Raw genomic sequence first — 15,858 nt, forward strand, 5'->3', positions numbered from 1 at the left:
TTTGAAAACCATGAAGATCGGCTCCTGCTTGAGCCGAGCTCAGGTTCTGAAAACCATGAAGATCTGCTCCCTTTCCCCCTCGCCCCCCTTGGGGGGAGAGGGCTGGGGTGAGGGGGGTAATTCTCAGCCACAACACAGATCCAGAACTGGAAACCCGCTCCATGAAAACACCCATCCGCTGGACATCAAGAGCCGCCTCACTGCTGCTCTGCCTGCTGTTCTGGCAACTCGCCGCCAGCCACCACTGGAACCTCGGCCTGGTCACCTTCGCCAACGTCCCAACACCGTTGGCCGTCATCGAAGCCGCATTGGGCCTCGGCGACTCAGGCAAGCTCCTGCAACACCTGACCGCCAGCCTCAGCCGCGTCTTCGCCGGCTACCTCGCTGCGCTAGTCATCGGCATCGCCCTCGGCCTGGCCATCGGCCGTTCAAAATGGGCCGAAGACCTGCTGCTGCCCCCACTGGAAGTCCTGCGTCCAATCCCTGCCGTCGCATGGATTCCACTGGCGATCCTGATGTTCCCGTCCTCGGAACTGTCGATGGTCTTCATCACCTTCACCGGCGCGCTGTTCCCGATCCTGCTCAACACCGTGCACGGCGTCGAAGGCGTCGACCCACGGCTGATCGCCTCAGCGAAAAGCCTCGGGGCCGGGCGCCGGGCGATCCTGCTGGAAGTGATCCTCCCGGGCGCGGCGCCAAGCATTATCACGGGGCTGGCGATCGGCATGGGCACCTCGTGGTTCTGTCTGGTCACGGCGGAAATGATCTCCGGCCAGTTCGGCATCGGTTACTACACCTGGGAGTCCTACACCATTCAGAACTACGCCGACATCATCGTCGGCATGCTCCTGATCGGCGTGCTGGGCATGGGCAGCAGTCTGCTGATCAAACGCCTGGGCGGGTTGTTCACGCCTTGGCATCGACCGCGAGGAAAAGCCTGATGAGCGTGATGCAAACCCCGGAAGGGCGGATCGACATTCGCCAGTTGTCCATCGTCCTTGGGCAGGGAAAGGAAGCCTTCGAAGCGGTGCGCGAACTCGATTGCCAGATCGAACCGGGCCAGTTCGTCTGTATTCTCGGCCCGTCCGGTTGCGGCAAGTCGACCCTGCTCGGCGCTCTGGCCGGGCACCTGAGCGCTCATGCCGGCAGTCTCAAAGTCGATGGCGGCGAAGTGTCCGGGCCGTCGCCGCAGCGCGGCATGGTGTTCCAGCATCACACGCTGTTTCCGTGGCGCACGGTGCGCGACAACGTGGCTTTTGGCCTGAAAATGCGCGGCATCGGCAAGGCTGAACGGCATCGCGCCGCCGACGAAATCCTCAAACTGGTTGGCCTCGAAGGTTTCGCCGAACGCTGGCCAGATCAGCTGTCCGGCGGCATGCAGCAACGCGTCGAAATCGCCCGTGTGCTGGTCAATCGCCCGCGCCTGTTGCTGATGGACGAACCGTTCGGCGCGCTGGATGCGCTCACCCGTTTGAACATGCAGGAACTGCTGCTGGACATCTGGACGCGGATCCGCACCACGGTGGTGTTCGTCACCCACGACATCGACGAGGCGCTGTTCCTCGCCGACCGCTTGCTGGTGATGAGCGCACGACCGGGGCGAATCATCGAAGACTTGCGCCTGGATTTCGCCCGGCCACGCACCAGCGAACTGGTCACCAGTCCTGAATTCTCGCGCCTCAAACGCCACTGCCTCGATCTGCTGCGCCACGACGATGACCGACCGCTGCCGCGCCTCAATCCGCTCGGCCTGCCTCCCGAAAACCCTTTGCCGCGATTTGCCCTATGACCTCTATTTTTGCTGTGACCGATAACCAAGACATTCTCGATCTGCAACCGCGCCTGACTGCTGAAGATGCTGGCGTGCGGCGTATTGCGCTGATTGATCTGGCAGATCTGGAGGAGCCCGATGGCTTGCTCTGGCTGGTCGATCGCCTCGGCCAGGATCCCGCTGAAGACGTCCGCGCTGAAGCCGCGCGTTTGCTGGAAGCCTGGGAGGATGAAGACGTTGTGCAGGCCTTGTGCGAGGCGCTGACCGACTCGTCGCCCACCGTGCAATCCGCTGCTGCGCAGAGCTTGAGTCTGCTCAAGACGCAAGCAGCGGGGCGGGTGATTCTGCCGTGGACCGATCATGCCGACGTCAGCGTGCGCATCGCCGCGTTCCGCGCCTTGCGCGAATTGCGTTTCGCCGACGCCGCACCGGCTGCCGTCGCCGCACTCAACGATGCTGACGCCAACGTTCGCCGTGAAGCCGTGGGCGTGCTCGGCTGGCTCAAGCAACTCGACGCGTTGCCCGCCCTGGCCCGATTGGCCAGCGCCGACCCGGACACCGAAGTCCGCCGGGCTGCTACCGGCGCTTTGGGCCTGGCCTCCAGCGCTGAAGTCCTCCCGGCCCTACGCCAGGCCTTGCAGGACAACGCCTGGCAAGTGCGCGAAGAAGCCGCAACGACACTGGGCAAAGTCGGCCACCGCGACGCCGGCCCGGCGCTGGTCGAAGCGCTGAGCGATGACTACTGGCAAGTACGCCTGCGCGCCACTCGCAGCCTCGGCCGTTTGCAATTTGCCCCGGCGCTGGACGCCCTGATCGACACCCTCGGCCATCGCATCAGCAACCTGCGCAAGGAAGCCGCACTCGCCTTGGGCGAATTGAATGATCGTGGTGCCGTCGCTGCCTTGCAGGCCGCGCAGGACGACGGCGACCCGGAAGTGCGCAAAGCCGTGCGCATCGCCTTGAGTCAACTGCAATGAATCCGCTATCGGTGGGGAATTCGCAAAGCGAAGGCACCTTGCGCTTGAGCTGGCCGGACGGCCGCGAACAGCAGCTCAACCATGCCGAACTGCGCCGCCAGTGCCCGTGCTCGCAATGCCGCGCGTTGCGCCTCAAAGGCATGACGCCCATGGTCGATGACCGCGTACGCCTGATCGAACTCAACCCGCAGGGCTACGGTGTGCAACTGGTGTTCAGCGACGGCCACCAGCGCGGCATCTACCCGTGGGCCTATCTGGCAAACCTCAATTCCTGATACACCACAATCCCCTGTAGGAGTGAGCCTGCTCGCGATAGCGGTGTGTCATTCAACAATGATGTTGGCTGATCCACCGCTATCGCGAGCAGGCTCACTCCCACAGGTGAACAGTGTATTTTCAGAAGGATTTGCTGAGGCTGGCGACGACGGTGGCAGTGCAGACGTCTTTGAAACCCCAGTTGCTCAGGCACTGGCTCTGCGACAGGTTAGTGTCGATGTAGCTAAGGCCCAGCACCACGCCGGCCAGATTGTGGGTGACTTTGACTTCCCATTCGCGATAACTGTCCTCAGCCTGCCCCGACGCCGAGTACAAATGCGGATCCTTGAAATCCATATTGCCGTAACGCAGCTTCAGACCTGAATCAAACGGCAACTCGGTTTCATAACCGATGTAGCTGTACAGCGAGCTCTGCTTGCTATCGATCCCCGGCGCATCGCTGGAGTAATACGCCGCCAGCTTCACCCCATAAACCCCGAGAATCCCGTAGACCTCGCTTTGATTGAACTGGCTTTCCTTGGGGTAGGCGTACTTGATGTAACCCAGATCGAGACTGACATCCTCGGTCGCCTGCCACAGCCAGCCGCCGTAGTAATCGACTTCCTGACGGGTTTTCAGGCCGCCGCCGAAATCGACGTTGGAGCTCCATGCGCCGAGGTACAGACCGCTGCTGTGAGCGAGGGTCAGACCGGCCTGCACCGCCGGGTCGTTCTGGGTTTGCGAGATGCCGCGAGTGCGGTAATCGCTGGCCAGGGTCAGGTCTACCTCGAGCGCAAAGTCATCGTTCAAGGGGATCGCTTGGCTGCTCAACGGCAGCAGACTGAAAAAACTCAGGGCGAACAGGGGCAAGGCTTTCATGTGAAGTCCCGATGTTGTGATTATTTTTGGGCAGAAAGAGAACTGCGGGGGGATTCGATTTCGACCACCCTCACAGACCCTGTGGGAGCGAGCCTGCTCGCGAAAGCGGTGGTTCATTCAGCATTGATGGCGACTGATACGCCGCCTTCGCGAGCAGGCTCGCTCCCACAGGGGAACAGTGTTGTTATTTTGCGGCGGTGTAGACCTGACGGCCGCCGAACCAGGTCTGCAGGACCTGGGTGTCATGCAGGGCTTTGTTGTCGACGCTGAACACGTCGCGGTCGAGCACGATAAAGTCGGCTTGCTTGCCCTGCGTCAGCGAGCCGATCTGTTTCTCCAGGCCAATCGTGCGCGCCGCGTTGACGGTGTAGGCATAGAACATGGTGTCGCGGTCCAGACGCTCGTCGGCATTGAGCACACCCAACGGGCCGACACGAGTAATCGCCTGAGCCATGGCATTGAACGGGTTCGGCGTCGACACCGGCCAGTCACTGGCGCCGGCAATCGTCGCGCCCTGTTTCAGCAACGAGTGCGCTGGATATTGATAGCGAAAGGCGAGGGCGCTGACGTAGGGCTTGATCATGTCGGTGGTGTAGTCGTCGGCGCTGGCCCACAGCAGTTGCATCGAGGCGATCACGTTGAGCGGTTTGAAACGGGCGAACTCTTTTGGGTTGACCATTTGCAGGTGAGTGATCGAGTGGGTCACGCCGCTCTGGCGATCCTTGCGTGCCTGAGCGATGCCGTTCAGCGCTTCACGCACCGCGCGGTCGCCGATCGCATGGATGTGCACCAGCCAGCCGCGCTGATCGATGGCGCTGACCAGTTCGCCAAAATGCTGCGGATCGATCAGCAGTTCGCCCTGTTTGTGCGAGTTGCTGTAGGGGTCGATCATCGCCGCGCTCTGCGCCGGGAACTCGATCACGCCGTCGGCGAAGATCTTGATCCCGGGCAGCGTCAGGTTGGGGATGCCCTGAAATTGCTGGCGCACCTTGTCCAGCGTATCGAGGTCGGCCGGCACGCTTTTCGGGTTGGCCACCAGCAGCGCCGCGACGTGCACGCTCATGTCGCCGCTTTCCGACAGCGCTTTATAGGCCGGCAGCACGCCGACGGTTTTTTCGGTTGGTTTGAGCGCGAACACTGCTTCGCCCGGTGCGGCGTTGGCGGCCGGGTCCATCCACGCGGTGATGCCGAGGCTGTTGTTGTAGCGCACCGCTGACTTGGCGGCGTTGAGCATGTCGGCAGGGCTCGGTACCGGCATTTTCGAGGCGACCCGATCCCACCCGGCGTCGACCACAAAGCCGTTCGGCTCGCCGTTGGCCAGTTTGCCGATGGTGTCTTTTTCCGCGTCGGGCAGGGTTTTCAGCAGGGCCGCATCAATCCCGGCGCGCTTGAGCATGACGTTATTGGCCCACGCGGTGTGGTGGTCGCTGCCAATGAACACCACCGGCACATCGGCCCATTCGCCGCTGTTGAAGGTGTTGCCCAAGGCTTCGGCCTGCGCCCAGTAAACCGAACTCATGCCAGCGATGCTCAGCACATCGCCGTGTCTGGCCTTGCCGTCTGCACGCCAGCTGCGCAGGCGTTTTTGCAGTTCGCCAAGGTCGACGACTTCGTCTTCCATGTTCGCCGAGACCATTTCCAGTCCGCCGAAAATCGCGTGGGAATGGCTGTCGATCAGGCCGGGCATCAGCGCTTTGCCCTTGAGGTCGATGACTTTTGTGCCAGGTTCGATCAAGGCTTTGATCTGCGCGTCGCTGCCGACTTTCAGCACTTTGCCGTTCTCCACGGCCAGCGCTTGTACTTTGGGTTGCGCGCGGTCGGCGGTGAAAATCTTGCCGTTGAGCAGGATCAGATCGGCGGCGGCCATGGCTTCCATCGAGGCAAAACTTACAGCGGCTACCAACAGACTCGGGATGAATCTTTTCATTGAAGATTTCCTTGTTATTGCGTCTGATGGCGAGATTAGTGGCTGACACCGGCCGACAGAACGCCTCCCTCACGAAAAACGTTTTTGCCTGAATGGAAAAAGCATGGACAAGTTGGGTGCATTGAAAATGTTCGTGGTCACCGCGCAGCTCGGCAGTTTCAGTCGCGCCGCCGAGCAGTTGGGCAAGACCCCGTCGGCGCTGACCAAAGCGGTCAATCACCTGGAATCGGAGCTGGGCGCACGGCTGTTCGAGCGCAGCACGCGGCGGATTTTGCTCACCGAAATTGGCCGCGTGTACCTGGAAACCGCGCGGTTGGTGCTGCAGCGGCTGGACGAGGCCAGCGAGGAAATCGAGCAGTTGCAGCACGGCTTGCGCGGCAGCCTGAAAATCACTGCGCCGCTGGCGTATGGCCGGGCGTTTCTCGATCAGGTGTGTGACGGATTTTTGCAGCAATACCCGCAGATCAGTCTGCAAGTGGACCTGTGCGATGCGTTCGTCAATCTGCTGGAAAGCGGTTACGACCTGGCGTTGCGTGAGGGCCACGATGACTTGCCGGGGCTGATTGCGCGGGTGGTCGGCAGCAATCGTCTGGCGTTGTGCGGCAGCCCCGAATACCTGACGCGCAAGGGCTTGCCGGTGAATCCGCAAACCCTTGAGCAGCATGAATGGCTGCTCTATCAGCACCCGTTGCTTAGCCGCGAATTCTGGTGGGCCGAACGCGACGGGCAGCGCTTGAGCCTGGCGCAACCGACGGCGCCGCTGTTACGCAGTGACAATTACGATCTGTTGCTGGCCAGTGCCTTGGCCGGACGCGGTTTGCTGCACACGCCGCTGTGGAGCGCCGCGCCGTACATTGCCGACGGGCGACTGGTGCGGGTCATGGCCGATTATGAGATCGACCCGGATACCTTTGGCCCGCACATCCTGGCGGTGTATCCGAGTCATCGGCGAGCCACGGCGAAGGTCGTCGCGTTCATCGATTACATCGCCGCATTTCTCGCCGAACGCGGCCTTGGCTAACACCCACGCACTGATCGTTCCCACGCTCCGGCGTGGGAATGCAGCCCGTGACGCTCCGCGTCACTGGACGCAGAGCGTCCCTAGAGGCATTCCCACGCAGAGCGTGGGAACGATCAAGAACGTAGGAACGATCAACGTGGGGTGGGCCGACCTGCGGCGCTTGTCAGGAAAATCCTACAGGAGTACAAATGTACTCCATGACGAACCTGACTCCCCGCCGTACCGCCATCCTGACGTTTATCCGCGATCGAATCGCCGAACACGGTCAGCCCCCAAGCCTCGCTGAAATCAGCGAGGCTTTTGGTTTTGCCTCGCGCAGCGTGGCGCGCAAGCACGTGCTCGCGCTCACCGAAGCCGGGTTTATCGAGGTTAATCCGCATCAGGCCCGCGGTATTCGCCTGCTCGGGCAAGCACCGCGCCCGGAACTGCTCGACATTCCTGTGCTCGGCCGCGTCGCTGCCGGTGCGCCGATTGGCGCCGATGCCGACATCCATAGTCGCTTGCTGCTCGACCCGGCGCTGTTCTCGCGCACACCCGATTACATGCTGCGAGTGCAGGGCGATTCGATGATCGAGGACGGCATCTTCGACGGCGATCTGGTCGGCGTGCGGCGCAATCCCGAAGCGCTCAACGGCCAGATTGTCGTGGCGCGGCTCGACGGCGAAGTCACCATCAAACGCTTCGAACGGCTCGGCGCAGAAGTGCGCCTGTTGCCGCGCAACCCGGCGTATCAGCCGATTGTCGTGCGCGACGATCAGGATCTGGCCATCGAAGGGGTGTTCTGCGGTCTGGTGAGGCAAGGCTGATGGGCGCCGTCGTTGCGTTGGACACGCTGTTCAATGGCGGCCAGGTCTGGAAGGGCCGGCCTGCGCCACCCACCGCCAGTCCGCAACCCACCGGGCATGCCGCGCTGGACGCGGCCCTGCCCAGCGGTGGCTGGCCAGAGGCGGCATTGAGCGAAATCCTCCTGGCCGGCCCCGGTGTCGGCGAACTGCAACTGGTCTGGCCGACGCTGGCGCGGTTGTCGGCGGCGGGCGAGCGTATCGTGCTGGTGGCGCCGCCGTTCGTGCCGTACCCGCAGGCGTGGGCAAACGCCGGGGTCGATCTGCGCCAGTTGTCAGTGATTCAGGCCACTGAGCGCGATGCCTTGTGGGCGGCGGAACAGTGCCTGCGTTCGGGCAGTTGCGGCGCCGTACTGTGCTGGCCGCACAAGGCCGATGACCGCGCGTTGCGGCGTTTGCAGGTGGCGGCAGAAACCGGCCAGACCCTGGCATTTGCCTGGCGTCCGTTGAGTGAAGCGGTCAATCCGTCACCGGCGGCGTTGCGCATCGCCATCGACGCCAAACCCGCGCAGTTGCGCGTGCTCAAGTGCCGTGGCGGACTCGCGCGTACAGCGCCAATTGCTTTTGCTGTGGGTCACTGAGGTCGCCATGCGCTGGGTGTGTATTCTGTTTCCGCAATTGGCCCTCGACGCGGTGCTGCGTCAGCGTCCCGATCCCGATGAACCGTTGGTGCTGCTCAGCGGCCCGGCCCAGCGCCGGGTGCTGCAAGCGGTTAATCCTGCCGCGCGCAAACTCGGTCTGCGCGCCGGCCAGTCGATGACTGCCGCCCAGGCCATGAGCAAGGGGTTTGTCACTGCCGATTACGAGGCTGCCGAGGTCGAGCACTGGCAGCAGTTTCTCGCCGCGTGGGCCTACGGTTTCAGTGCGCAGGTCAGCGTGCATTACCCGCGTTCCGTGGTGTTCGAGATCGAATCCAGCCTGGGCCTGTTTGGTTCCTGGGCACAGTTCGAAGCACGGTTGCGCAAGGAACTGAGCGATCTGGGTTTCCGTCATCGCATCGTCGCCGCGCCGAATCCAGTGGCGGCGCGGGTGCTGGCCAATGCTTACGACGGCTTGGTGGTGCCCGACGGCGAGGCTTTGCAGCATCACCTCGGTCAGTTGCCCGTCGACCGCGTCGGCCTGGAACCGGCGGTGGCCACGGCGTTGTCGCGCATGGGCCTGCGCAACCTCAGTCAGGTGCAGAGCCTGCCGCGTCAGGCGCTGGCGCGGCGTTTCGAAGCGCAGATGTTCAAACACCTCGACACCTTGTTCGGTGCGCGTCCGTTGGCGCTGGCGTTTTACCTGCCGCCGGATCGCTTCGATGTGCGCATCGAACTGAATTTCGACGTGCAGTCGCATCAGGCCTTGCTGTTCCCGTTACGCCGTTTGACCGCTGACCTGTCGGCGTTCCTCTGCGGGCGTGACAGCGGCGTGCAGCGTTTCGACCTGCATCTGGAACACGCCGGGCTGCCGGACAGCGTGATCAAGGTCGGTTTGCTCAGCGCCGAACGTGATCCGGCGATGCTTTTCGAACTGGCGCGCGGGCGGCTGGAACAGGTGCAAGTCGAGGCGCCCGTGCGCGGCTTTCGTCTGCGCGCCGAGGACCTGCCGAGTTTCGTCCCGCAGTTTCAGGAACTGTTCGACGACCGTCCGCAACAGACCTTGCCCTGGGAGCAGTTGCGTGAACGCCTGCGCGCACGGCTTGGTGATGACGCCGTGCAGGGGCTGCGTTTTCAGGCTGATCATCGCCCGGAGTGCGCGTGGCAGCACGGCGTCGACAAACAGCGCTGCGCAGGCTTGCCGAGCGTGCACCGTCCGGGCTGGCTGCTCGGTGAACCGCAGAGCGTGGCGCAAGGTTCGGCGCGGATTCTCATGGGCCCGGAGCGCATCGAGTCCGGCTGGTGGGACGGCGATGATGTGCGCCGCGATTATTACCTGATCCAGAACCGCGCCGGCCAACAGGGCTGGGCTTATCGTGCGGTGGGCGAGGGCGGTCCGTTGTGGCTGCAGGGCTGGTTTGCATGAGCGACGGTTATGCCGAACTGCACTGTCTGTCGAACTTCAGTTTTCAGCGCGGTGCTTCCAGTGCCCTTGAGCTGTTTCAACGGGCGAAGAAACACGGCTATCAGGCGCTGGCGATCACCGATGAATGCACACTGGCCGGGATTGTGCGGGCGTGGCAAGCGGCGAAGTCAGTTGAGCTGCCGCTGATCATTGGCAGTGAAGTGCGCATCGAAAACGGCCCGAAACTGGTGCTGCTGGTGGAGAACCTTGCGGGCTATCAAGCGCTGTGCGGCTTGATCACCCGCGCCCGGCGGCGCACGCAGAAAGGCCAGTATCAGGTGCTGCGCGAGGACTTCGACGAGCCGCTGCCGGGATTGCTGGTGTTATGGGTGCCAGACTCGCTTGATCAGGTGGAGGAGGGCCGTTGGCTGAAACAAACCTTCACTGAACGCCTGTGGCTGGCGGTGCAATTGCATCGCGGCCAGGACGATCAGCAGCGGCTGACGGCGTTGTTAAGTCTGGCCGCCGAGTTGCAGGTTCCGGCCGTGGCCAGCGGCGATGTGCACATGCACGCCCGTGGCCGACGCGCCTTGCAGGACACCATGACCGCGATACGTCATCACGTGCCGGTGGCCGAGGCCGGGCTGCGATTACACCCCAATGGCGAGCGGCATTTGCGCAGTGTCGAAGTATTGCGTGAGTTGTATCCGCAGGCCTTGCTCGACGAATCGGTGAATCTGGCCCGGCGCTGCACCTTCGATCTGGGTGAATTGCGTTATCAGTATCCGAAAGAACTGGTGCCCGAGGGGCACAGCGCCAGTTCCTGGCTAAGGCAACTGACCAAGGAAGGCATCGCCTGGCGCTGGAAAAAGGGCGCGCCCTTCAAGGTGCTGCGGCAGATCAACAAGGAGCTGAAGCTGATCGCCGAACTCGGCTATGAAAGCTACTTCCTCACCGTACATGACGTGGTGCGCTTTGCCCGCGAGCAGAGCATTCTCTGTCAGGGCCGTGGCTCGGCGGCCAACTCGGCGGTGTGCTTTGCCTTGGGCATCACCGAGATCGACCCGGATCGCACCACGTTGCTGTTCGAACGCTTTATGTCGAAGGAGCGCAACGAACCGCCGGACATCGACGTCGACTTCGAGCACGAACGCCGCGAAGAAGTCCTGCAATACGTGTTCCGTCGCTATGGCCGCCGTCGCGCAGCACTGACCGCAGTGGTCAGCACCTACCACGCCGCTGGCGCCGTACGCGATGTGGCCAAGGCCTTGGGCCTGCCGCCGGATCAGATCAACGCACTGGCCGATTGCTGCGGCCACTGGAGCGATGAAACGCCGCCAGTCGAGCGTTTGCTCGAGGGTGGTTTCGACCCGGAGAGCCCGGTGTTGCGCCGGGTGCTGAGCCTGACCGGACAACTGATCGGCTTCCCCCGACATTTGTCGCAACACCCCGGTGGTTTCGTGATTTCCGAGCAGCCGCTGGACACGCTGGTGCCGGTGGAGAACGCCGCGATGGCCGAGCGCACGATCATCCAGTGGGACAAGGACGACCTCGACGCCGTCGGCCTGCTCAAGGTGGATATCCTCGCCCTCGGTATGCTCAGCGCGATCCGCCGCTGCTTCGATTTGCTGCGTCGTCATCGCCATCAGGATCTGAGTCTTGCGACCATCCCGCCGGAAGACAAACCGACCTACGACATGATCAGCCGCGCTGACACCATTGGCGTGTTCCAGATCGAGTCGCGGGCGCAGATGTCGATGCTGCCGCGCCTGAAACCGGCGAAGTTCTACGATCTGGTGATTGAGGTAGCCATCGTTCGCCCCGGGCCGATTCAGGGCGGGATGGTCCATCCGTACCTGCGCCGCCGGAACAAGGAAGAAGAGGAAACCTACCCGTCGCCAGAACTCAAGGTCGTACTGGAAAGAACCCTCGGCGTGCCGCTGTTTCAGGAGCAGGTGATGCAGATCGCCATTGTCGCCGCCGATTACAGCCCCGGCGAGGCCGATCAATTACGTCGCTCGATGGCCGCGTGGAAACGCCACGGTGGATTGGAGCCGCACAAGGAACGCCTCGCCGCCGGCATGAAGAAGAATGGCTACACACCGGAGTTCGCCGCGCAGATCTTCGAGCAGATCAAAGGCTTCGGCAGCTACGGTTTTCCCGAATCCCACGCCGCCAGTTTTGCTTTGCTGACTTACGCCAGTTGCTGGCTCAAGTGCCACGAACCGGCGGCGTTCGCCTGTGCGTTGATCAATAGCTGGCCGATGGGTTTCTACAGCCCCGATCAGATTTTGCAGGACGCGCGCCGGCATCAGTTGCAGATCCGTCCGGTCGACGTGCGCGCCAGTGACTGGGATTGCAGTCTGGAAACCACCACGGCGGCGCAACCGGCGATTCGCATGGGCCTGCGGATGATCAAGGGCTTTCGCGAGGACGATGCCCGGCGCATCGAAGCGGCGCGGGCGAGTGGGGCGTTTGCCGATGTCGCCGACCTGGGCGAGCGGGCGGCGCTCGACAGTCGGGCGCAGGCCTTGCTGGCCGACTCCGGGGCGTTGCGCGGCCTGGCCGGGCATCGGCATCGGGCGCGCTGGGAAGTCGCCGGGGTGCAGAAACAGTTGGGTCTGTTTGCCGGGCTGCCGAGTCAGGAGGAGCCGGAAGTGCTGCTGCCAAAACCCAGCGTTGGCGAGGACCTGCATGCCGATTACAGCACCGTCGGCACCACGTTGGGGCCGCATCCGTTGGCGCTGTTGCGCGGCGAGTTGAAGGCCTTGCGCTGCCGCAGTTCGCAGGAGTTGCTCGACGTCGAGCACGGTCGGCCGGTGAGCGTCGCCGGGCTGGTCACCGGACGCCAACGACCGGGCACCGCCAGTGGCGTGACCTTCGTGACCCTGGAAGACGAGTTCGGCAACGTCAACGTGGTGGTCTGGCGTGATCTGGCCGAGCGTCAGCGGCAAGTACTGGTCGGTTCGCAATTGCTCAAGGTCGATGGCCGCTGGGAGCGCGAGGGCGAAGTGCGCCACCTGATCGCCGGGCGCCTGAGCGACCTCAGCCCGCTGCTCAACGGCATCCGCGTGCAGAGCCGCGATTTCCATTAGCGCGCCCTGATCTGATCGTTCCCACGCTCTGCGTGGTAACGCCTCCCGTGACGCTCCGCGTCACAGCGGACGCGGAGCGTCCGTGGCTGCATTCCCACGCAGAGCGTGGGAACGATCAAGTCCGGAACAGCCAATTCACTGGCGTCAAAAAAACCTGTCACGAATGATGGCACTTTGTCATAATGCCGACCCTTTTCAGCTCCCGCTGCGCATTGCCGTGCCGGGACATCCCCGTTTTTCAAAGGAATACTCAGTGAGAATGATCTCCCGGATGCTGGTCTCAGGCGTCGCGATTGCTGTGCTTGGCACGATGGCTGGCACACTCTCAGGTTGCGCGACCGAAAGCTCGCGCGCCTTGCCGGTGGCCAAGGTTGAAAGCGCCTCCCAGGTCTGGACCGGCGTTCGCGTGCCAATGGCCGTGGGCAAGTTCGACAACCGCTCCAGCTACATGCGCGGGATCTTCTCCGACGGTGTCGACCGTCTCGGCGGTCAGGCCAAGACCATCCTCATCACTCACCTGCAGCAGACCAACCGCTTCAGCGTGCTGGACCGCGACAACATGGGTGAGATCCAGCAGGAAGCGGCAATCAAGGGCCAGGCCCAGCGTCTCAAAGGTGCCGATTACGTGGTTACCGGTGACGTCACCGAGTTCGGCCGCAAAGAGACCGGCGATCACCAGTTGTTCGGCATTCTTGGCCGTGGCAAGACCCAGGTCGCCTACGCCAAGGTCAACCTGAACATCGTCAACATCAGCACCTCGGAAGTGGTGTATTCCACTCAGGGCGCTGGCGAATACGCGCTGTCCAACCGCGAAATCATCGGCTTCGGCGGCACCGCTGCCTACGACTCGACCCTCAACGGCAAAGTACTGGATCTGGCCATGCGCGAGGCGATCAATCGTCTGGTGGATGGCATGAACGCCGGCGCCTGGAAACCGGGCAACTGATCGACGCCCATTGCAAGGAGCAACACCCCATGACTCTGAATCTGTCGCGCTCGTTGATGGCGCTGACGCTGGCCGCCAGCGCCTTGCTGGCCGGTTGTGCCTCCGGCCCGCAAACCCTGTACCAGTGGGAAGGCTACGAACCGCAGGTCTACGAATACTTCAAAGGCGAAGAGCCGAAAGAAGCCCAGGCTGAAGCACTGGAACGTGACCTGCAGAAAATCCGCTCCACCGGCAAAGCTGTACCGCCGGGTTACCACGCGCACCTTGGCCTGCTCTATCTGAGCATGGGCAAGGACGACCAGATGGTGCAGCAGTTCAAAACCGAGAAAACCCTGTTCCCCGAGTCCGGGACGTACATGGATTTCCTGCTCAAGAACGCCAAGAGCGGAGACGCGAAATGATCGCGCGTACCTTGAAGTTGCTGGCCGCCGGTCTGGCCCTGACCGTGCTGGGTGGCTGCGTTGCGCCCAAGACCGTGGATTACTCGGCCTACAAGCAGGCGCGGCCGAAGACCATTCTGGTGCTGCCACCGCTGAACACCTCGCCGGATGTGAAGGCGTCGTACAGCCTGCTGTCGCAAGTGACGTTTCCGCTGGCCGAGGCCGGTTACTACGTGCTGCCGATCGCACTGGTTGACGAGACGTTCCGCCAGAATGGCCTGACCACCCCGGACGATATCCATCAGGCGCCGCCGAGCAAGTTGAAGGAGATCTTCGGTGCGGACGCGGCGCTGTACATCACCGTGACCGAATACGGTACGCGTTACATGGTGATCAGCAGCGAAACGGCAGTGACCGCGACGGCGAAACTGGTCGACCTGAAAAGCGGCACGACGCTGTGGACCGGTTCGGCCCGGGCGTCGAGCGAAGAGGGCGGCAATAGCAATGCCGGCGGTATCGTCGGCATGCTGATCTCGGCGGCAGTGAAGCAGATCATCAACAGCTCCACCGATGCCGGCTACCCGATTGCCGGTGTGGCGAGCAATCGTCTGCTCTCGGCCGGGCATAGGGCAGGCCTGCTGTACGGTCCGCGCTCGCCGAAATACGGCACCGACTGAGCCCGGTAATGATCGTTCCCACGCTCTGCGTGGGAACGCATCCCGTGACGCTCCGCGTCACAGTGGACGCAGAGCGTCCATGGCGGCATTCCCACGCAGAGCGTGGGAACGATCAGTAGTCAACGCTCTGGCCAAAACCGCTCACCACCGCCTGATCGCATCCAGGCCCAATTGATCGATGTACAGCGTCTTCGGATCGATCAACTCATCGCGCACATGCGCCATCACCACCTCGCCAAAAATGATCTCCCGCGACTGACCGATGTTCAGCGCCATCCTCCGTCGGTATGCAATATATGAATGCAATTTGCCAAGGCCCGGATTAACCTGCGTCTGCCGCCCTTTTTCCATGGCCAGGCATCGCCGGGGCTGGTTGCCTGACGCTAAAGGAGTGTTCGAATGACCGACAAGAAACCGGAAACCACGGTCGACCGCGTCTACCAAGGGGTTTACGAGGCGATCAGCAAGCGTTCGTTGCGCCCGGGGATGAAGCTGGGCGAGGCCTCGCTGGCCGAGTTATTCAATGTCAGCCGCACATCGGTGCGCGCGGCATTGAAGCAACTGGAGGCCGATGGGCTGGTCACCACCGAGCCCAATAAAGGGGCATCGGTATCGCTGCCGAGCAACGAAGAGCTCCGTTCACTGTTCGAAACCCGGCGGCTGATCGAGATCGGCATCGTCACTGAACTGTGCCGGCGCAAGGACAGCACCGCGATGCAGGACCTGCGCGAACACCTGCTGCTGGAAGATGAAGCCCATGCGGCGGGCGATCACGAACGGCTGATTCATCTGCTCGGCGAGTTCCACATCAAACTGGCGCGCAGCCTCAATAATCCGGTATTGCTCGACTGGTTCCAGAAGCTGATTTCCCGCGCTTCGCTGTACGCCGCTGCGCTGGACGACGACAGTCATGAAGTGTGCCGCGACGACGAGCATTTGCGCCTGATCGAGTACATCGAGGCCGGCAATCAGGGTGCCGCCATCGAGCTGACCTGCATGCATTTGAACGGTATCGAGAAGGCCATCCTCGACGTCGCCGCGAAGATGAAAACTGGCTACCATCCGCTCAAGCACCTGATCGGGGTCTAGGCTCCGAGCCGGGATG

15 protein-coding genes and 1 pseudogene are annotated in these 15,858 nt (G+C 62.6%); 13 read left to right on the plus strand and 3 right to left on the minus strand.

Going from position 1 to position 15,858, the window contains the following annotated elements; genetic code table 11:
* The first annotated feature begins 161 nt into the window (after positions 1-161).
* From QOM10_RS12670 to QOM10_RS12685, 4 genes are read left to right on the plus strand one after another with little or no spacing between them, the layout of a single operon-like run.
* Entirely contained in the window at positions 162-941 is a 780-nt protein-coding gene (locus QOM10_RS12670) for an ABC transporter permease (RefSeq protein WP_316918191.1), read from the plus strand.
* The gene (locus tag QOM10_RS12675) at positions 941-1,789 is read left to right on the plus strand and encodes an ABC transporter ATP-binding protein (protein WP_150752005.1); all 849 of its coding nucleotides are present in this window, start codon (positions 941-943) and stop codon (positions 1,787-1,789) included. Before QOM10_RS12670 ends, QOM10_RS12675 begins: the two co-directional genes overlap by 1 nt.
* Positions 1,786-2,748 (plus strand): HEAT repeat domain-containing protein, encoded by a 963-nt coding sequence (locus QOM10_RS12680; RefSeq protein WP_316918192.1) that lies wholly within the window; start codon positions 1,786-1,788, stop codon positions 2,746-2,748. Before QOM10_RS12675 ends, QOM10_RS12680 begins: the two co-directional genes overlap by 4 nt.
* Positions 2,745-3,023 carry a DUF971 domain-containing protein gene (locus QOM10_RS12685; RefSeq protein WP_160039649.1) on the plus strand — a complete coding sequence of 93 codons (279 nt, stop codon included), beginning with the start codon at positions 2,745-2,747 and terminating at the stop codon, positions 3,021-3,023. The genes QOM10_RS12680 and QOM10_RS12685 overlap by 4 nt, the downstream gene beginning before the upstream one ends.
* A gap of 121 nt (positions 3,024-3,144) precedes the next feature.
* Here the strand turns inward: QOM10_RS12685 and QOM10_RS12690 are convergent, their stop codons facing one another.
* Together QOM10_RS12690 and QOM10_RS12700 are read right to left on the minus strand one after the other, a co-directional pair.
* A complete protein-coding gene (locus QOM10_RS12690) occupies positions 3,145-3,882 on the minus strand; it encodes a TorF family putative porin (RefSeq protein WP_150752008.1) in 738 nt (245 codons plus the stop codon).
* A gap of 184 nt (positions 3,883-4,066) precedes the next feature.
* Positions 4,067-5,809 carry an amidohydrolase gene (locus tag QOM10_RS12700; protein WP_316918193.1) on the minus strand — a complete coding sequence of 581 codons (1,743 nt, stop codon included), beginning with the start codon at positions 5,807-5,809 and terminating at the stop codon, positions 4,067-4,069.
* A 103-nt stretch (positions 5,810-5,912) separates the two neighbouring features.
* On the opposite strand from QOM10_RS12700, the gene QOM10_RS12705 reads away from it, so the two are divergent.
* The 8 genes from QOM10_RS12705 to QOM10_RS12740 all read left to right on the plus strand — a co-directional run bounded on the left by QOM10_RS12705 (position 5,913) and on the right by QOM10_RS12740 (position 14,753).
* Positions 5,913-6,830 carry a LysR family transcriptional regulator gene (locus tag QOM10_RS12705; protein ID WP_127927015.1) on the plus strand — a complete coding sequence of 306 codons (918 nt, stop codon included), beginning with the start codon at positions 5,913-5,915 and terminating at the stop codon, positions 6,828-6,830.
* A gap of 188 nt (positions 6,831-7,018) precedes the next feature.
* Positions 7,019-7,636 (plus strand): transcriptional repressor LexA, encoded by a 618-nt coding sequence (gene lexA, locus QOM10_RS12710; RefSeq protein WP_316918194.1) that lies wholly within the window; start codon positions 7,019-7,021, stop codon positions 7,634-7,636.
* Positions 7,636-8,253: a translesion DNA synthesis-associated protein ImuA gene (gene imuA / locus QOM10_RS12715; protein WP_150752010.1), complete on the plus strand. Its 618-nt coding sequence runs from the start codon at positions 7,636-7,638 to the stop codon at positions 8,251-8,253. The genes lexA and imuA overlap by 1 nt, the downstream gene beginning before the upstream one ends.
* A 7-nt stretch (positions 8,254-8,260) precedes the next feature.
* Positions 8,261-9,676, plus strand: coding sequence for a DNA polymerase Y family protein (locus QOM10_RS12720; protein ID WP_316918195.1), 1,416 nt, complete (start codon positions 8,261-8,263; stop codon positions 9,674-9,676).
* Positions 9,652-12,750: an error-prone DNA polymerase gene (locus QOM10_RS12725; RefSeq protein WP_316918196.1), complete on the plus strand. Its 3,099-nt coding sequence runs from the start codon at positions 9,652-9,654 to the stop codon at positions 12,748-12,750. The genes QOM10_RS12720 and QOM10_RS12725 overlap by 25 nt, the downstream gene beginning before the upstream one ends.
* 259 nt (positions 12,751-13,009) lie before the next feature.
* Positions 13,010-13,696: a CsgG/HfaB family protein gene (locus QOM10_RS12730; RefSeq protein ID WP_162483052.1), complete on the plus strand. Its 687-nt coding sequence runs from the start codon at positions 13,010-13,012 to the stop codon at positions 13,694-13,696.
* 29 nt (positions 13,697-13,725) lie between these two features.
* The gene (locus tag QOM10_RS12735) at positions 13,726-14,097 is read left to right on the plus strand and encodes a DUF4810 domain-containing protein (protein ID WP_007912524.1); all 372 of its coding nucleotides are present in this window, start codon (positions 13,726-13,728) and stop codon (positions 14,095-14,097) included.
* Positions 14,094-14,753, plus strand: a complete 660-nt coding sequence (locus QOM10_RS12740) for a DUF799 domain-containing protein (RefSeq protein WP_007912525.1) — start codon at positions 14,094-14,096, stop codon at positions 14,751-14,753. Before QOM10_RS12735 ends, QOM10_RS12740 begins: the two co-directional genes overlap by 4 nt.
* A gap of 147 nt (positions 14,754-14,900) precedes the next feature.
* On the opposite strand, the pseudogene QOM10_RS12745 reads toward QOM10_RS12740, so the two are convergent.
* Positions 14,901-15,038: pseudogene (locus QOM10_RS12745) on the minus strand (flavin reductase family protein); the annotation flags it as partial.
* A 114-nt stretch (positions 15,039-15,152) separates the two neighbouring features.
* Between QOM10_RS12745 and QOM10_RS12750 the strand changes: the two are divergent.
* Positions 15,153-15,842: a GntR family transcriptional regulator gene (locus tag QOM10_RS12750; RefSeq protein WP_127927029.1), complete on the plus strand. Its 690-nt coding sequence runs from the start codon at positions 15,153-15,155 to the stop codon at positions 15,840-15,842.
* Positions 15,843-15,858: the final 16 nt, after the last annotated feature.

Source organism: Pseudomonas sp. P108, from assembly GCF_032613195.1.
Taxonomy (GTDB): Bacteria; Pseudomonadota; Gammaproteobacteria; order Pseudomonadales; family Pseudomonadaceae; genus Aquipseudomonas.